We start from the raw sequence: 17,038 nt of genomic DNA, 5'->3' as shown, positions 1-17,038 counted from the left end.
GAAGTTGACTGAAAATGCTGCAAAATGTGTTCACGGTTGAGCCTCCGAATGTGAATTTGCAATCTTCCGGACTGCGAATCCATCATACGTGATGGCTCAACCCCTTTCATTTTAAAAAGCTAATTTGGACAAGAGTGATCCTTTAGGAAAACCTTTTCGGGTCGTATTTAACGCCCGTTAGCAACCCTTCAACTTAAGCAACGCGAACGCTGCAGCTGCCTTGGCGTCTCCCCATGTCCTCGTGCGCCTCGGGCAGCACTGACGGGGGAGTCATAACATAAGTTAGAAGGCTCTAGGACGCCGTGTTGGAGCGCCCAAAATTGGCGGATTAAACGGTCGGCGTCTTTTCTCTCCTTTTTCCATCCTTTAGGAAAACCTATTCGGGTCGCTTTTAACGCCCGTAAGCAGACCTTCAACTTAGGCAACTCGAACGTTGCAGTTGCCTTCGTGCCTCCCCATGTCCTCGCGCGCCTGAGACGGCACTGATGGGGGAGTAACAACAAACGATTAAAGACGGAGGACAACATTATGATGACAAGAAGAAAGATATATACGTGCCTCATTCTTGGCGTTCTCCTGAGCCTTTGCACGTGCAGTCTGGTCATGGCTCAGCAACTGAATGCCAGGATCCGGGGCACTATTACGGATCCTTCTGGCGCTGTAGTTCCCGATGTCAAAATCATCGCCACTAATGTAGATAAGAATATTTCGAGGGAGATGGCATCGGGGACAGACGGATCTTTTGATTTTCTCCAATTGCAGATTGGAAATTACAAAGTGACCGCAGAAAAGGCTGGATTCAAGACCTTTGTGACAACAGGGATTAAGCTGATGGTGAACCAGGTTTTCGTGGTTAACATCACGATGGAAGTCGGGCAGGTGACCACGGAGGTTGCGGTTCAGGCCAACGCCGCCCAGGTGGAAACCACCAACATGCAGCTTGGTGGCGTTGTGACTGGAGATGCCATCCGGGATCTTCCTCTCAATGGCCGAAATTGGGTGCAATTGCAACAATTACAGCCGGGCGTGGTGGGTGCCTCGGATCGATTTGGAACCAACTATGCCACCAATGGAAGCCAATCACAGCAGAACAGCTACATGGTTAACGGGACGGATGCGAACGACCTACCACTCAACACTCCTTTAATCATCGTCAGTCCCGATGCCATTGCCGAATTCCGCCTGGTGACTAACACGCTCAATCCGGAGTTCGGCCGCAACTCCGGCGCCATCTTGAACGCGGTGACCCGGGGTGGCACCAACGCGTTCCACGGGAGTGCCTTCGAATTTTTCCGGGACACCAGTCTGAATGCACGCAACTTCTTCGGTGCCCCAGGACAGGCGGTCATTTTCCACCAGAACCAGTTCGGGGGAACCGTGGGCGGACCGATCAAAAAGGACAAGGCGTTCTTCTTCTTCTCGTACCAGGGCACCCGGAACCGCAATCCAGGTGGCGGAGGGAGCGTCACCGTATTCAGCACCGCGGAGCGGGGGGGTATCTTTCCAGCCCTCGCCACATCGACGGGGACTTCTCCTTTCCCGATGGTGGGAGAGGATGGAAAAACTTATCCTGCGGGCACTCCTTACGCCCCGCCCGGCTGCCCAAAAGACCCGCAGACCGGAAAGCCCTCGGACTGCGCCACACTTTTTCCCAACGGACACATCCCAACCTCAAATTTCAATTCTGTAGCCTCTGGGCTGATGAACAAGTTTGTGCCGCTGCCCAATCAGGGTGTGAACTCTTTTCTCTTTAACGCGGTGAATGGCACTAAAGCGCACCAGTTGATGGGGCGTGTGGATCTGGCCCGAGCAGCCAAAGACAATATCTTTGTGAACTGGTTCTGGCAAACCGCTCCGGCAAGTGCCCAACTTCCATTCACTGGGGCGAATCTGCCCGGGTTCGACCAGGTCAGCACAAGTCATCAACACCAGTGGACCGCGTCCTGGACTCACATCCTGAGTGACCGGATGCTCAATGAAGCGCGCTTTGGGTACACCCGCTTGAATTTCGGGGCTGTTTTTCCTCAAACTCCGACTCTCCCCTCTTCCGCGGGTTTCTCGGGGATCACGCCACAAAATCCAGGCGGGGCCGGTCTTCCTCTGGTCACCGTCAGCGGCTTGTTTACCTTGGGTTTTTCAAACAATGGTCCGCAACCGCGAATTGACCAGACCTATCAGGTGACTGATAACATCTCCTGGACCGTGGGACGGCATGCTTTGAAGTTCGGCTTCGACATGCGACGGTTCCAGGTTTACAACCCGTTCTCCGCCAACAACAATGGCAACTTCACTTTTGCGGCAACCGGGCCGTACACGACTGGGCTGGCGGGAGTTGATTTCCTCCTGGGGATCCCGGACAGCTATTTGCAAGGCACTGGTGACGTTATTGACGCCCGTGCCCAACAATACTATTCCTATGCTCAGGATCAATTCCGCATCCGTCCGAACTTGACCTTGACCTTTGGAGTCGGTTGGCAGATCGATACGGCGCTCAGTGACATTTACCATGAGAATCACGCCACGGTGGCGTTCCGACCTGGCCTGCAGTCAAGACTCTTTCCCACGGCCCCGCTCGGGTATGTCTTCCAAGGTGATATCAACGACGCCGCCGGATCGACCGCTTGGAAACAGTTCGGCCCACGATTTGGATTCGCCTGGAGCCCGGACTGGGGTTGGTTGTCCGGCGGGTCTGGAAAAATGAGCATCCGGGCCGGATATGGAATCTACTTTAACCGCTCCGAAGAAGAAATGACCCTGCAATTCCTGCAATCCCCGCCGTTTGGTTTCGGCTCGGGAGGAATCGGCGATGCCGCTGGGAACCCACAGTTTGCCAACCCTTGGTGCGACATCAAGACCGGGAAGTGCATTGGCAACAAGTTTCCAGCTTCCACTTCACCGCCGTTTGGCAGCAGCGTCGACTTCACTCAATACGAACCGCTGGGGATCAGCGTCCTGGATCCAACCTTCAAAAGTCCCTATGCGCAAAACTGGAACCTGACCTTGGAGCGGCAACTGAGAGGGGACACGATTCTCTCGGTGGCGTACGTGGGGGCAAGCGCTCACCGGTTGGTGGCCTCGTACGAACTCAACCTGGGGACCAACCCGACCGGCTGTGCCGCCAATCCTACTTGTGTCACCAATCGCGGGAACCAGAATCTCTTCTTCCCGAATAACTTCCGTTATCCCGGCGATATTTTCGGTGGGATCGGCATGATCTCGAGCATTGGCAATTCCAACTATAATGCCCTGCAATTGCGGGTGGAAAAGCACTTCTCGAAGGGTCTGCAGTTCCTCGCTGCCTACACGTGGGCTCACGCCATTGACAATGGCTCTTCTTTCGAAAACACCGGATTTGGAACCGCTCAGGGCTTCAACGTATACAACCAGGCGGCGCTGCGCGGTGACTCGGCTTTCGATGCGCGACACCGGTTCGTTTTCAGTTACACTTATGAACTGCCCTTCCGACATATGGCGGGCTTTTCCAAGCTGCCGAGTCGGTTGACCGAAGGTTGGAAGATCACCGGTATTACTGCCTTTCAGTCGGGCTTTCCTATCAACGTGTATGATGGCGGCCTGCGAGGTTTGATCTGCACCAACTGGAACTATTATGCTTGTCCGGATCGCCCGAACAGCCTCGGATCTGCGCAGTTCGCTGACCCACGGACCAGCACTTTTGTGAATGGGGTAGCGGGGGGAACCACTTCCCGCGACCATTATTTCTTCAACCCGAACACCTTTGCGCGGGAGGCCTTCGGAACCTATGGAAACCAGGGCCGCAACAACTTCCACGGACCGGGGCTTAACAACTTTGATTTCGCCTTGTTCAAAGACACCAAGTTGACCGAGTCCACCCGGATCGAACTGCGTTTCGAATTCTTCAATTTCTTCAACCACACGCAGTTCAACACGCCCACGGCGAACATTAACTCCACTAATTTTGGACGTGTCACGACAGCACGAGATCCGCGCTTCGTTCAACTGGCGGCGAAGGTGTACTTCTAACCGCCTCGCCGTTGTCTTGTTCCATTCAGCGCCCCGATTCGCCCACGGCGGATCGGGGCGCTTTGTTTTGGCAGTGGGCAGGAGCGGGGGACAATGGGTGGGCGCTCAAATCGTTCCGCCAGCAGGAGCGAGCCCGCACGCTTCAGTCGGCTTGGTTCAGTCCGATCAGAACGAGGATCGCCAAGGCACCCACTGCGATTCCGAATCCGAGGACGACCTTGGTCCCCGTCGAAAGCCCCTTTCCCTTGATCTTCTTCACGTCCTGATATTGCACCGCAGAGTCGGCCCCTGTCTTGGAATCAACGACCACGAAGCTGCTCTCGCTGGCCTCTCTGACATAGCCCCGGAGGATGGTTTTATCCTTCAGCGTGACTTCAATGTGTGCTTTTTCCCCCGTTCCAATCCGTTTCACGTTATCTCGTACTCTTTGATCCGAGGCCTGCGCCTTCTCCTGATTTTGGTTGCCATAAGCGAGCCGACCTCCTGAGACGCTGATGAGCAGGATGACCAGAATAAGGGAAGGCAGCTTTTTGAACATTGTTTCTCCTTTCAGGGGAAATCAACAAATGACCAAGTATTACAGTGCTCCTCAATCCGCGCCCCTCCGCGTCATTCCGTGTCCAATAGAACTTCCGACGCCTGTAAATGGAACTGATGACTGGCTATCATTCGAGTTCAGATCTTGGCTCGAGGATTTTGGGGCTTTCTTGAATATGCATACAACAATTAAAACACCACAGGGACGCGGAAGGAAGAGTCTTCGGGGGCTGGTGATAGGTGTGGTAGCGCTAACGGGATTTGAACCCGTGTTTTCGCCTTGAGAGGGCGGCGTCCTAGGCCAGGCTAGACGATAGCGCCATCGTTGCGCGAGGTAGTGTAGAGGATGAGCGTGGAAAATGCAATTGCGGATTGGGGAGTTCGGATTGCGGATTGCGGAATTCAGATCGGTCGAAATCTCCGGCTCTCTATCTCCCTCCGCCTCTCTCCGCCGAACCACACAGAAGACGCATGGTCTCAAAGTGCCTCGAATGCAGAGACCGTGAGCACCCCGAGTTCAACGCTTCGAGACATACTTGGTCCACAGGTTTCGCAGGTTCTGTGGGATCAGGAGGCGTGCCCGCGTCGCGGGTTTCGGGTTGCGAAGAGAGGCCTGGGGAGTGGAACTCTCCGGCTGGGGCTTCCAGACCTGAGTCGCCCCAAGGCGCTGGGGAGTCATTTCCATCTGCGCGAAGGCTTCACGAGTGGCAACCGAGTGATCGTCGAGGCGACGATCCAGCGCGAGAATACCGTCGAGGTGGTCGATTTCGTGCTGCAAGAGTTCCGACAGACCTCTCTCTGCGCGCAGCCGCTGCGGTTTTCCCCGTGGGTTGGCGTAAGTGACCTCAATCGCCTCGTGACGGGACACCTTCACCAGCAGGTTCGGAAAGCTGAAGCAGTCGTCCCAGAGCGCGAAGGTTTCCTTGGAGCGCCACGCGATCTCGGGATTGATGAGGACCAGGCGCTCGTGCGACTGAAGCTGTGTATCGGATTCGCTCATGAGCCGGCTTTCACCCGACAGGACGTCGTCCACGTGAATGAAGCTGATGCGCGTCAACTCACCGATCTGTGGGGCGGAAATACCACGGCCCCATCCGGTCGTGGCCCGAAACCAGGCCAGGGTGTCATCGAGGTCCTGGATGACCGTGCGCACGCCGGCGTCCTTCATATCGGCCACACTCCGGGATCGCTCCCATAACAACGGTACTCCCAGCTGTAGTATCTTGCGTTCTGGCATGATAGATTTGCTGCTTCCTGAGGATGGATTGTACCAGTATTTTGAGCGGGATGTCACTTGCCCTTGTTTATCGAGAAGTTCTCAGTTGTCAGTTCTCGGTTCTCAGTAAGGAGCCATCAGCTATCAGCCGTCAGCAAACCAATGCAAGAGCAATTGTCGGAATTAGTTGTCAGTTCTCAGTCATCAGTGAAGAGCGGCTCAAGGGCTCTATACTCCTCACTCCTCGCGTTGATAGCTGATGGCTGTTCACTGACAACTGAGAACTGACAACTGCCTCTGTTTGATCAATTGGAATTTGAGTTTTGTTTGGATTTTGGAATTTGGATTTTGGAATTTTCGGGCTCCCATTGCGGTGGAAATGACAAGAGTCAGCCCGGCAAAGCAACTTTTCCTTAAACTTTATCCTCCAACAGGTGTAAGTAGCAATACCGGGCGGGGTTGAAATTTAGTTCTAGAGGTCCCCGGGCGATTCCAAGGCATTGAAGGGTCATGTTGTTTCGACGGCCAGCGAGGGGAGGCAGGGAATCCTCACTGCCCTGTCATCTGAGAGGAGAACGCCCATGAAAACAAGAAAGCCGATATTCATCAGTTTATTGACAGCAATGTTCCTCATGTTGTTCTTATCCGTCCCGATTCCTGGGCAAACCAATCTGAACAGCATCCTCCGTTACGCCCACATTGCCAACGGCCAGTCCGGTTCCGGGACCTACGTGGCGACCCTTTTGGTCTCAAATCCCAATAATTTTCTGGTGCATGCGGTGGTCGATTCCTTTGATGATGCCAACCCGGCCAACAGCCTCAATATTGGATTCCAGACAGACTGTCCTCTGAGCACCGATTCGGCCACTGGTCTTCAGACAGTTTTTGCGATTTCCCCTTTCTCTGCCTGCCGTTTGCTGAGCGCGGGAACAGGTCAGTTGAAAACAGGTTGGCTGCGGATCTTCGAGACCGACGCCTCAGGTAACTTAGGAGCTGACGTGATCGGAGGGTACCTGACCTTTACCTTCTATCAAGGAAATCAATTCACGGGATTTCCGATCTTCACGGTGGGCGTCCCACCCACCCCGATCTTCAGTCAGTTCTCTCTGCCGGTGGTTCGAGATGCGGCCACCAACCAGGACATCGGGTTTGCCATGGCAAATCCATTTGACAACACATTCGGTCCCATTGTCATGACGGCCCAATTGTTCAATTCCTCCGGCACTATGATTGACCAGCATGTGTTCACCATGGACCAATTCAGCCATGTTGCCCTTTTCCTGAGCCAGGTATTTCCGGGCACACTTGGCTCGGCCAATAATTTTGTCGGAAACCTGGTTGTCTTTGGAAACACCAGCACCGGTGACGGGGCTGCGGCGACCGCGCTGCTTCAGCAGGCAAATCAATTTGGGGGTGCCCCACCCAACTCTGACATCATTCTGGTCGCAAAGAGTGCAGGCAAGGGACGACAGGAAGCAGTCAGCTCGACGCGTCCTCATGAGCGGATTAAGAATGTTACGACGGGACCGGTGCTTTTTTGAAATAGAGGGTTGAAGGAGGCGGGATTCACAGCCCGGCCAGTCGTCATCCGGGGGCCAGCTCTTCAGGCGGGAACAGAAAGCTTCCTGTCGGCCGAAGAGGCCGGACCCCGGGAATGGCGGAGCCGAACTACTTCTTTTCTTCCGCAAGGGCCAACTTTATCTTCTCCACCGATTTCTTTGTCTGGTCCGCGTATGGACCCTTCGGATCCAGGCGAAGATATTCCTGGAACATCCCGAGGGCTTCGACCGGTTTGCGGGCCCGCAAGAGAAGATTTCCAGCGAGGAGCAACCCGTCGGTGCAATCGGGCTTCAACTGGAGAGTCTTTCCGACCTCGACTCCCGACCTGGGAACATCTCCGATCTCCCAATAGACACGTCCCAGGGTCAGATGCCCCTGCCAGGATTTGTCATCCAATTTCAAGCCTTCAAGCAGTGTTTTCTCGGCCGCTGGAAAATCCTTCTTTTCCCGGTAAACCTCACCCAGGGCAAAATTCGCCTGCGCCGTTTTGGGAGCGATTTTGAGGACGTGGAGCAACGCCGGCTCGGCTTTATCCAGTTGATGAGAGTCCAGGTAAGCGGTTCCCAATAAGAGCTGTGCCTCCACAAAATCGGGATAGATTTTTACAGCCTTTTCAAGATGAGGGATTCCTTTGGCGGGATCTGATGCATTCAACAGCTCCGCGCGACCTTTTTCGTACTCGTCCTGGGCTTCTTTCGGCGCCTTGGAGTCCAGCAGGATCCCTGCGTTATCCGCTTTGGTCCGAGTCATCTTATTCTTGTCGGGGATCAAGGTCAGGATGACATATTCTGTGTAAGTAGTCATCAAGTTGACTTCCTGGTAAGCCGGAAGATAGCCCTCCATTGTGGCGGTCACTTTGTACATCGCCTGGGAAATGTTGGAAAAATCAAATTTTCCATTGCGGTCCGTGCGCACTTCCGCCACCACTCCGCCCTCTTGAGTCTCCAAACGTACGAGGACATTTTCTGCTTTTAGGCCGCCCTCAGCGAAGCGAAGCTGTCCATGGATCGAATTCGTCATGCGTTGCGGTTGCTGGGCAAAGACGGGTGAGCAGAAAACGAACGATAGCAATAATGAGATCCACCATCGATAGCGGTGTATCACGTCCTTAACTCTCCCTTCATTTTCCAACCAAAGGGGACAGACACCTACTCTCAAACAATGTTCAATTTTCCGAGAAGGCAGGTGTCTGTCCCCACACATTCAGGATAACATAAAAAACTAGAGGGAGGGGATCACTCCCCTCCCTCGTCAATTGAATCGCAGAAGCGTTAAATCAGAAGCTCAGTTTCAAACCCAGCCGGAAACTAACCGGATTGTACCAGGAGATGGGTTGCTTGAAATCCGGATTAGGTTGCTGGAAGGTGCTCTCGCTGAGCTGATTGATTGATCGCAGCGTCTGCGTGTTCGTGATGTTGAAGATGTCACCAACGACTGTGAACTTCACTCGTTCGGTGATCTTGAACGGATAATCGGCATGCAGATCGAGGCGAAAATCGGCCGGGGTCCGTCCGAGTATACCACGGCCACCCAGCGGCACTTCACCCGAATTCAAATAAACGGGATGTGCTGCCAGGTTGCTCATCGGCAGACCGGATTCGATGTGGAAACCCACGCCCAGATTCAGGCCGTTGAAGAACTTCCAACGGTCCCCCAACACGCTCGAGGTCAGCCCATAATTGGAGTAGATGTTCACGACGTGGCGACGATCGGAGTTGAGCGGTCCGATGGAGAACTGATCGCCCAACAAACCGAACGAGCCTGCCGTGAAATCAAACAGAGAGCTGATACCCGGATCGGTCTGGCCATTGTCATTGCGGAAATGTCCTTCATAGTTGCCACGCAGGGAGGCAATTCTCCAGTTGGCGAGCAACTGCCAGTTGTTCGAGAACCGCTTGTTGACCTCAATTTCGACGGCCCGGTAAATGTGAACCGGATCAACGAATCCATCCGGAACACCGTCCGCCCCCGAGTTGCCCGCGGGTTGACCGTTGACGCCCAGTGTGGCAAAGCAAAATTGACCCAGGGCATTATTATTTCGGTCAAACGCAGTGGAGACCAGGTTGGGATCACACTTGGCCGGGACCGGGGCCCCGACAGGGAAAACAAACTCAATCGGGTTTACTGCGGCATCCGTCCTGGAGTTTATGTTCCCGATAAAGTAGGTTTGACCAAATGCACCCAGGAATGCACTATCTTCAGGGGGATCAACGGCTGCGTCTTCGATGATTCGTTTCAGTCGTCGGTCGATGTATCGTGCCGAAAGCACAAGGCCGTGGGGCAACTGTTGCTCAAATCCAATCATATGTTCTTGTGCAAATCCCAATTTGGTTCCAGGAAGGATTGGATTTGTGGCATCCTGTGCCGAAACTGAGACCGAGCTCCCGGTGCCCCCCACAGCCCCGGTGAGTAAGTGTGCCGCGTCCAGGATAGGAGTTACTGTCCCAAACTGGTTGAGAGTAGCAACCCGCTGCCCATTCACGACGGTAAAAGCGGGTGCGATCCGGGCATTTATAAAATCGAGCTCGGACGAGAGTGATCGTTCGCCGGCATCTAGGGGGAAGTACTCCGAAAATCGGCCAAAGTTGTAAAATATCTTCGTTTTTCCATGACCCAGAGGATCGATTGTCACCCCGAATCGGGGGGACCAATTGTCGGTAAAAGTGTAGTGGTTGCGTTTGCCCGAAGGTCCCGGGGAGCCAATCATCTGCTCCTGCTCCCAACGATATCCGGCCAGGACCGTCACATGGCTGTTTAACCGCCAAGTATCCTGCAGGTAAGCCGAGTGGTAGTTCGAACGCGTGTCAAATTTAGGAACACCGAACTCGCCGCGGTCCTGCTTGAGATAGACGTGTTGCGGGCCTGAGGTGGCGCCGGTACCGGGAATATTCAATATGGGACACAAGGTGCAGGCGTCGTCAATCCTGAGCGACCACGTGGCGTTTGTGGTCTGTCCGGCTGCAATCGAAGGTACTTTGTAGGTCCCATCAGCGTTTGTTGTGGGGATCAAGAAAGTCGGGCCGCTACGGTCACGATTTCCCGAGTAGAAAGCGCGCTGATAGTTATACCCCAAGGCGAGGGTGTGGCTGCCCAGGGCTTTAACGATCTTCTGGGTATCGACTGAGTAGCGGTACGTGTCATTCTGGGTCGGCTCAATAAATCCCCGGCCCACTGCCGTAAAGTTTCCACGATCAGTCTGGGTTCGGTCGACGAGCTGGTTGATGTTGGCAAAACCGGTCTCATCGAAATGATTGTGACCCCAACTGAACGAGCTGTTCACGGTCCAGGTGGGAGAGAGGGTTCCGGAATAACGCCACGCCATGCTTCGCGTGCCATAATCCAGTTTGCTGTTGGCAGTCAAATTGTCGATGTTCAATGTGGCCCAGGGCCCATTGTTGGTGGTCGTGGGATCTCCAAAAATAGAAAAGTTAACCTGATGTCCCGTGTGAATGTTGGCATCGATTTTGAGGGCATAATTCTTGGAGAAGGCACTTGTTGACGTCGTCCCCAGCAGCTTCAAGATCCCGGACCCCTCAGCCCCCTGCACAATACTGCGTTGAATCGAGGGGTTGAACGATCCAAAGAAGAACATCTTCTTGTTGGTTGCAGGGATCGGTCCTCCCAGATCCACCCCGTAATCATAACCTTCCGGATGCAGGACTTTCCCCACCTTGTTCACGGCAAAATCATCGCGTTGAAAACGGTTGGCCTCGAATGCTTGTGGTTGGAAGAACCCCCAAGCATCACCATGATACTGGTCGGTCCCGGATTTGGTGATGATATTGACAATGCCGCCTTCGGACTGACCATACTGAGGTTCAAAACCGCCGGTCTTCACCTGGACTTCCTGCACATAGGAAGTGGTGATGCCTACCCCGAGCGATCCGTATGAGCGTGAAAAGACACCAAATCCACCAAATGCGGAGTCGGTGATGTTGACCCCGTCCGCAATGTACATATTATCCAATGCCGAACCGCCTGAAACCGACGGGTTGGCGGCACCCGATCCACCTCGAACGGGATCGACCACCCCCTGCGTCGCGCCAGGCGCCAGATAAAACAAACTGGTCACTCCACGTTGGAGGGGCAGGTTCTCATAGAGTTGAACGTTCAGGTTGGAAGAGACGGCGCTGCTTGAAAGATCCACCGTATCCGCTCCTGCCTGCACTTCAACCACCTGAGAAACATTCCCAACTTCCAAGGTTAACTTCAAACCCGAGGTTTTTCCAACGTACACGGTCACGTTGCTGACGGTGATCGTTTTGAATCCCGCCATCTCGGCCTTGACGGTATACAGGCCCGGGATCAAGTTCGGGAATTCAAATCGTCCCTCATCGTTTGTAGTTGCGCTTCTCTTCTCGATCTCCCCTGCAAGTGTGACCTGTGCCTTCGGAATGACCGCACCACTGCTATCCACGACCATTCCGCTAATGGACCCCTTAGTCAAATCCTGACCAAAGGTTAAACCAAGACAACAAAGGAATAAGAGAATCGCACCCACTAAAAACTTAGTGAATCCTCCATGTTGCGACCCTTTTCTCATATATGCTCTCCTGTCTATCAAACAGCCCGAGCCAATCTGGGCTGCTTGGGTGTTTTCATACGTTTTTGAAAATAAACAGCTTAGTGAGGCAAAAACAGATGTGTAGACTCCAACTACTACTCTGCTTGGCGAGAATTCTAAAACTTGTTGCAACCCTTACAATACAAAATGATTCTGTGGAACGGTGAGACCGCCTCCGACCCGATAAAGCCATTCTATCTGTCTGTGCAGATCAGTCGTTTTGCGACTCACGAGATAGGAAACTACTCTTTAGGAACTCAGAGGCAATTGATCCTGTGGAACGGTTAGACTGCCTCCAACCCGGGAAAGCCATTCAATCTGTATGTGCAGTTCAGTCGTTTCGCAACCCACGAAAGAAGGAACTACTCTTTGGAACTCCGATTTAGCCTCTAGTCCTCCAAAAATGACTTCATTTGGAGGGCAAAATCAGACGTCTTGCAACCCATCAAGAGCTGATTCGCAACAGGGAAAGGAAACCTAAAGGTGGCAGTGATTAAACTGGAGACCTTGACTTTTGAGCCCACTGACCTCAGCGGGACGAAAGGGTAGGTTGCAACTATCGAGCCAAATTAGAAGGGATAATTTCGTTTCGCAAGGTGGTTCGTATGATGCTGAAAATATTATGTTTATTATGGAATCACTGAAAACACGGGTTCCCTGAGTCTACTACTTGCCAGTGACATAATTCCTTATTCAGTATTCAGAATACGGTTTTTTGGAGAGTCAGACCCGTCCTTCCATCATGGGAGTCGAAGATTAGGTAATTTGGCGCGAGGATGTCCTGAATCTAAAACAGGGGAGGCTTGCCTCATTCGTCTGACTGAAAACTCTGCCAAATCAGGAGGCAAGATCAAGATATGGAGGTGGAAGACCGGCGATGCACTATTCCAATCTTCCCGGCCTCGTACCATTTGATTGGAATATCTCTTCCAGGATTATGGCCGGATGTTTTCTTGATTTCAGACAAAAAAAGGTGGGGTGATTAATCACCCCACCGAGGTTTTCGTGCAAGGACACTTTTTATTTCAGGGTAAGCTCTCGCTAGAATGTCACCTTCACACCAAACTCAAACTGGCGGGGAGCACCCAAGCCGAACACGCCGGTTCCCAAGCCGATTTTGTTGGTACGCAAGCCGGCTGTGGTTCCATTAGGAGAACCGGCACCGCCATTCAATTCGCCGCTGGAAAGGTTGTTCGGACTGTCGAAGTTGGCGAAGTTGAAAAGGTTGAAAATGGACACAGTGGGCTCGATCGTAAAGCTCTCGCCGAAGCGCGCCCATTTTTTGCCGGGCTTCAGAGCCCACCCCATGCGCAGGTCGAAGGTCAGCAGTGGACTCAAGCCCACTTGGCCGGCTGGGGCCGCCTGCAGCGTGGGTAACACTGCGCCCAAGGCGACGAGCTGGGCTTGCGTAAAGAGACCCGCACTCACCAGCGCCTGTCCCGCCGGGGTGAGATGCCCGGCTAGGTTGTTGTTGTAATTCGAAATTACGTTGTTGAGATCGCCTACCTTGACATCCCGTCCAAACGACCCGATGTTGGTCCCCGGAACGATATCTCCCGCCGTACCTCCAGCGCCGGTGCCGTCCCCCGTGACGTCGGTGCGGAAAATTTCACCGGGGTCTCCCGTGGCGGGCAATGTCAGCGTCAGCGGAAGCGCTGTATAGATGTGCGAGATGAAGCTAGTTCGGAAGCCGCCGGGGAACTCCATCAAGCCCCCAAACGAGAGCTGATGCGTGCGGTCCAGTCCGTTCGGCCCAAAGTTGCTGTTGGTATTAGCGAAATCGAACGCAGGGTTGATGAAGTCCTGATCCGTTGCCATGCTATTGAACCGGGACAACGAATAGGAAATCTGCAGGTCAAGGTTCTTCAGACCGCTGAAAGGATGCTTCACGTTCGAGTGCAGGGAGACCTGCAAGGCGTTATACACTGATCGACCGATCGGGAAGAGCATCTGGTTTTCACCCAGATTGGGGTTGATTCCCGGAAATGCGGCTCCCGTGTCGGGGGTCAGCCCGTTGATGGACGCAGGGGTGCCCGCCAGGAAGCTGACGCCGGAATCCAAACCGTTTCCAGCATAATCAACCATCGTTGCTCCCGCCCCGATGGCGCAGTTGATGCCGGCAACCCCCGCGGGGCAACCGAAGGACGCGTTGGTGGCGTTAATGGCATTCAGCGCCGCATTCTTGTTCAGGAAGCGTGCATCTCCGACGTGGTTTGTGTCGAAGTAGAGCAGGTAGTGCAAACCGATGTTCCGGAGATAGTCGACTGTAAGCACTGTTCCCGGGCGTATCTCGCGTTGAATCCCCAGATTGAATTGCAACGAATACGGTGTGCGGTAGTCCGGGCTGATGAAATTGTTGCCCGTCGAGTCGACCCCGTTCGACAGAGTTGTCCCGACGAAGTTGGGATTCGCCGAGGCCCCGGCCGCCTTAATCGCAGCTTGATAGGTGGCTGCGAGAGCGGGCAATTGGCTGGCCACGTCACCGATGCGGCCACTGCAGATCGCCGAGGTGTCAATGATCGAGCCGTTGGGCAGGACCAGTGACCCGCTGGGGCAGATATCCTGAATTCCGAAAAACAACCCTTGCTGCAATCGTCCGGGGCGGTCGAACAGGATGTTGTTGAAGACCGCGTTCTCGTAAAACAGGCCCGCCCCCGCACGAATCACTGTTTTGCCGTTTTTCGTCGGATCCCATGCGATGGACAGTTGCGGGGCAAAGTTGTGATTGGGCTGATGGACTTGCGCGCCCAATCCGGCTCCGAACTGATCGAGGACAGGGATCGGGCCCAGATCGCTGTCACTGCGTCCCGTGTCGCGGACGTATCGGAGCCCATAAGAAATAGTCAGGTTGGGTTTGGCCTTCCAGGTATCTCCAATGTACCAGGCAAAGCGCGTGTCAAACTGACCCCCTGCTGGGAAACCAAGCTGGGGGATCTCCGTAAAGAACCCCTGGCCGTTTCCCAATCGCACGCGACCCACGGCATAATTCAACGGATTGGCCTCGCCTCCAGGGAACGGCCCGGAGTCAGCAAAAAGCCTATCATCGGCAGTGAAGCTTGCACGGATGATCGGCTGGCTCGAAAAGAATTTAGCGAAACCTCCGCCCAGAATCCGGTTGAGGCCCACGCCATACCGGATGATGTGGGACTTGTAAATCTTGCTCCCGTCATATTTGAACTGGGTATTGTGTTGAACCGTCGCCTGCGGCGCCAGGATGTTTACGCCCGAACAAAAGACATCTCCGGGTGTGGTGCAATTGGTCAGCGGTCCAATGTGAATATTGACTCCCGGAAAGGGATCGGTAATGCCTGTCCCTGCGGTGGCATCGGCGATGGCATTGTTGAAGCGGGTGTAACCAAAGCGGACGCTATGTGTGAAGGAGCCCGTGTTGAAATCCAATCCCGCCGCTTGCACGGGTGTGTTGTCGCGATTGGCAAACGGCTCGAAGGTGTTCGGGATGAAGGCAGAGGTGTTGTTATTCTGGTTGTAAGTCCAGCGGTAGAAGGCCCGGACACTGGGCTTGATCTGCCAGTCCAGTCGACCCAGCAATTGGGTCTCATGGAAGGGAGAATTAAAACCTCCGTTGAAGGTGTTGAACGGAGACGGCAGCTGCACTGCCGCGAAAAGATCCTGCACCGTCCGCTCCCAGTCGGCGAAGAAAAAGAGCTTGTCCTTGATCAACGGGCCTCCGAAGCGGGCCCCATACTGCTGCCGGTCGAAAGGAAACTCTGTGTCGCCCAGCCGCGCGGAAGTCTTGTTGCTCCGCCAGAGAACGAAAGATTCCCCGTGGAAGGCATTGCTGCCGGAGCGGGTCGCCACATTCACGGCGCCGGACGAAGTGAGCTCGGTCGAAAGATCCAACGTCGACTGGCTGATTTGGAATTCCTGGATGGCGCTGGCTGGAATATTCTGAGTCGTGGTTCCTACCGTTTCGTCGCTGATGTCCACCCCATCGACTTCGATGCGAGCGGTGCGGCCAAAACGCCCGCCAAAGGAAATGGACGAAAACCCGTTCTTGGTCGGATCGAAGTTCCCGCCGTCCTGGATTTGCACGCCGGGTTGCAATTGAGCCAGATCAAGAAAGTTTCGCCCGCCAATCGGCAAATTCTCAATCTGTTGAGCGGTCATCACGCCTTGTACGGTGGCCTGCTCCGTGTTTACAGTAACAGCCGACTCTTCCACCGAGACGATGGTGCTTTCCGAGCCGATGGCGAGTTTCACGCTGCCTTGGGAGATGACGCCGACCTGCACCGTGACGGGCATCTCCGTCGTCTTAAATCCTTTTGATCCCACTCGAACGACATAGACGCCCGGGGACAACGGCCCGGAGTTGTACGTGCCGGTCGAAGTGGAGGTCAAATTCAGAGTTTGACCTGAAGCACTGTTGGTTATGGTAATCGTGGCACTCGGAACCACAGCGCCCGTCGGGTCGGTCACGGTTCCCTGGATGCTGCCTGTCGACACCGTGGCTTGAGCCTTCATGAGTGTCGGCGATGAACTGAACACAACAGCGATCATCACCATCGCACACGTCAAGTAAAACAGATTCCGCCGATGCACTTCTTTCATACGGCTATCCTCCCTGTCATTTGGATTCATCGGTTCTTGGTTGTGGAATAACATTCGAAGTCAAAGCTTCAATTCAGCTGAGAGATTTACTGAGGGCTGGAGATTTTCTCCTCTCCAAAACGGTTCCGGGAAGTGCCTTTCCAGAAGACACACTTACACCTCAAAGCTGCACACCCGTTTTTGAGAATGTGCCGCTCAACCTGATCCAGAAAATTGAACCGCAATCCCCTTGGGAAAATTGCGGACACATTTCGCTTAGGCCAATGTGAATTGCAATTATGTAACCAAATTGCCTTAGAGTTGATGCATGATTCTCTGAGTTCAAGCGGGTGGATTTAACGGCTGCATAATTTCTTGACTCTTCAATGCATTATGCAAGATTCGATCCGGATGTAATTTTTTGTACATCGATCGAGGGAGGGGTGGCTGATACGGGGGCATCGAAACAATGGTCGTTTGGACGAATTTTCGATTCGGAAATCTGGAGATGAATTTCCGTTTTTGGAAGATTCGTCTTGAAGCTAGCAAGGAGTTCGTATCGATATACGATGAAGTTGGGAGCCGTCACCCGGGGAAAGATCATAAACCGG

The 17,038-nt window shown here is 53.9% G+C and carries 7 protein-coding genes and 1 tRNA gene; 2 read left to right on the top strand and 6 right to left on the bottom strand.

Translation table 11 applies throughout. The annotated features are described in order from the left end of the window. Window positions 1-528 precede the first annotated feature (528 nt). Complete coding sequence (locus LAO21_20740; GenBank protein ID MBZ5555148.1) at window positions 529-4,002, top strand: carboxypeptidase regulatory-like domain-containing protein; 3,474 nt, start codon at window positions 529-531, stop codon at window positions 4,000-4,002. Between the two features lie 142 nt (window positions 4,003-4,144). On the opposite strand, the gene LAO21_20735 is transcribed toward LAO21_20740, so the two are convergent. The 3 genes from LAO21_20735 to LAO21_20725 form a co-directional block, all read right to left on the bottom strand. Continuing rightward, window positions 4,145-4,540 carry a hypothetical protein gene (locus LAO21_20735; GenBank protein ID MBZ5555147.1) on the bottom strand — a complete coding sequence of 132 codons (396 nt, stop codon included), beginning with the start codon at window positions 4,538-4,540 and terminating at the stop codon, window positions 4,145-4,147. A 242-nt stretch (window positions 4,541-4,782) separates the two neighbouring features. Then, window positions 4,783-4,860: transfer RNA gene (locus LAO21_20730), tRNA-Glu, on the bottom strand. 196 nt (window positions 4,861-5,056) lie between these two features. Next, on the bottom strand, window positions 5,057-5,776 hold the full coding sequence (locus LAO21_20725) for a peptide deformylase (GenBank protein ID MBZ5555146.1): 720 nt from the start codon (window positions 5,774-5,776) through the stop codon (window positions 5,057-5,059). A 560-nt stretch (window positions 5,777-6,336) separates the two neighbouring features. Between LAO21_20725 and LAO21_20720 the strand changes: the two genes are divergently transcribed. Further along, window positions 6,337-7,296 (top strand): hypothetical protein, encoded by a 960-nt coding sequence (locus LAO21_20720; protein MBZ5555145.1) that lies wholly within the window; start codon window positions 6,337-6,339, stop codon window positions 7,294-7,296. Between the two features lie 127 nt (window positions 7,297-7,423). On the opposite strand, the gene LAO21_20715 is transcribed toward LAO21_20720, so the two are convergent. The 3 genes from LAO21_20715 to LAO21_20705 form a co-directional block, all read right to left on the bottom strand. Next, window positions 7,424-8,335 (bottom strand): tetratricopeptide repeat protein, encoded by a 912-nt coding sequence (locus tag LAO21_20715; protein ID MBZ5555144.1) that lies wholly within the window; start codon window positions 8,333-8,335, stop codon window positions 7,424-7,426. Window positions 8,336-8,591: 256 nt separating this feature from the next. Beyond that, entirely contained in the window at window positions 8,592-11,732 is a 3,141-nt protein-coding gene (locus LAO21_20710) for a carboxypeptidase regulatory-like domain-containing protein (GenBank protein ID MBZ5555143.1), read from the bottom strand. A gap of 1,188 nt (window positions 11,733-12,920) precedes the next feature. Further along, entirely contained in the window at window positions 12,921-16,448 is a 3,528-nt protein-coding gene (locus LAO21_20705; protein MBZ5555142.1) for a TonB-dependent receptor, read from the bottom strand. Window positions 16,449-17,038: the final 590 nt, after the last annotated feature.

Source organism: Terriglobia bacterium, assembly GCA_020073085.1.
Classification (GTDB): Bacteria; Acidobacteriota; Terriglobia; order JAIQFV01; family JAIQFV01; genus JAIQFV01.
Note: the sequence above shows the minus strand (reverse complement) of the source record. Positions and strands in the feature narration are given on the sequence as shown.

Excerpts from the sequence above, each read along its gene's own strand:
- LAO21_20740 (MBZ5555148.1), top strand. The coding sequence starts at position 529 with ATGATGACAAGAAGAAAGATATATACGTGCCTCATTCTTGGCGTTCTC.
- LAO21_20735 (MBZ5555147.1), bottom strand. The coding sequence starts at position 4,540 with ATGTTCAAAAAGCTGCCTTCCCTTATTCTGGTCATCCTGCTCATCAGC.
- LAO21_20725 (MBZ5555146.1), bottom strand. The coding sequence starts at position 5,776 with ATGCCAGAACGCAAGATACTACAGCTGGGAGTACCGTTGTTATGGGAG.
- LAO21_20720 (MBZ5555145.1), top strand. The coding sequence starts at position 6,337 with ATGAAAACAAGAAAGCCGATATTCATCAGTTTATTGACAGCAATGTTC.
- LAO21_20715 (MBZ5555144.1), bottom strand. The coding sequence starts at position 8,335 with ATGACGAATTCGATCCATGGACAGCTTCGCTTCGCTGAGGGCGGCCTA.
- LAO21_20705 (MBZ5555142.1), bottom strand. The coding sequence starts at position 16,448 with ATGAAAGAAGTGCATCGGCGGAATCTGTTTTACTTGACGTGTGCGATG.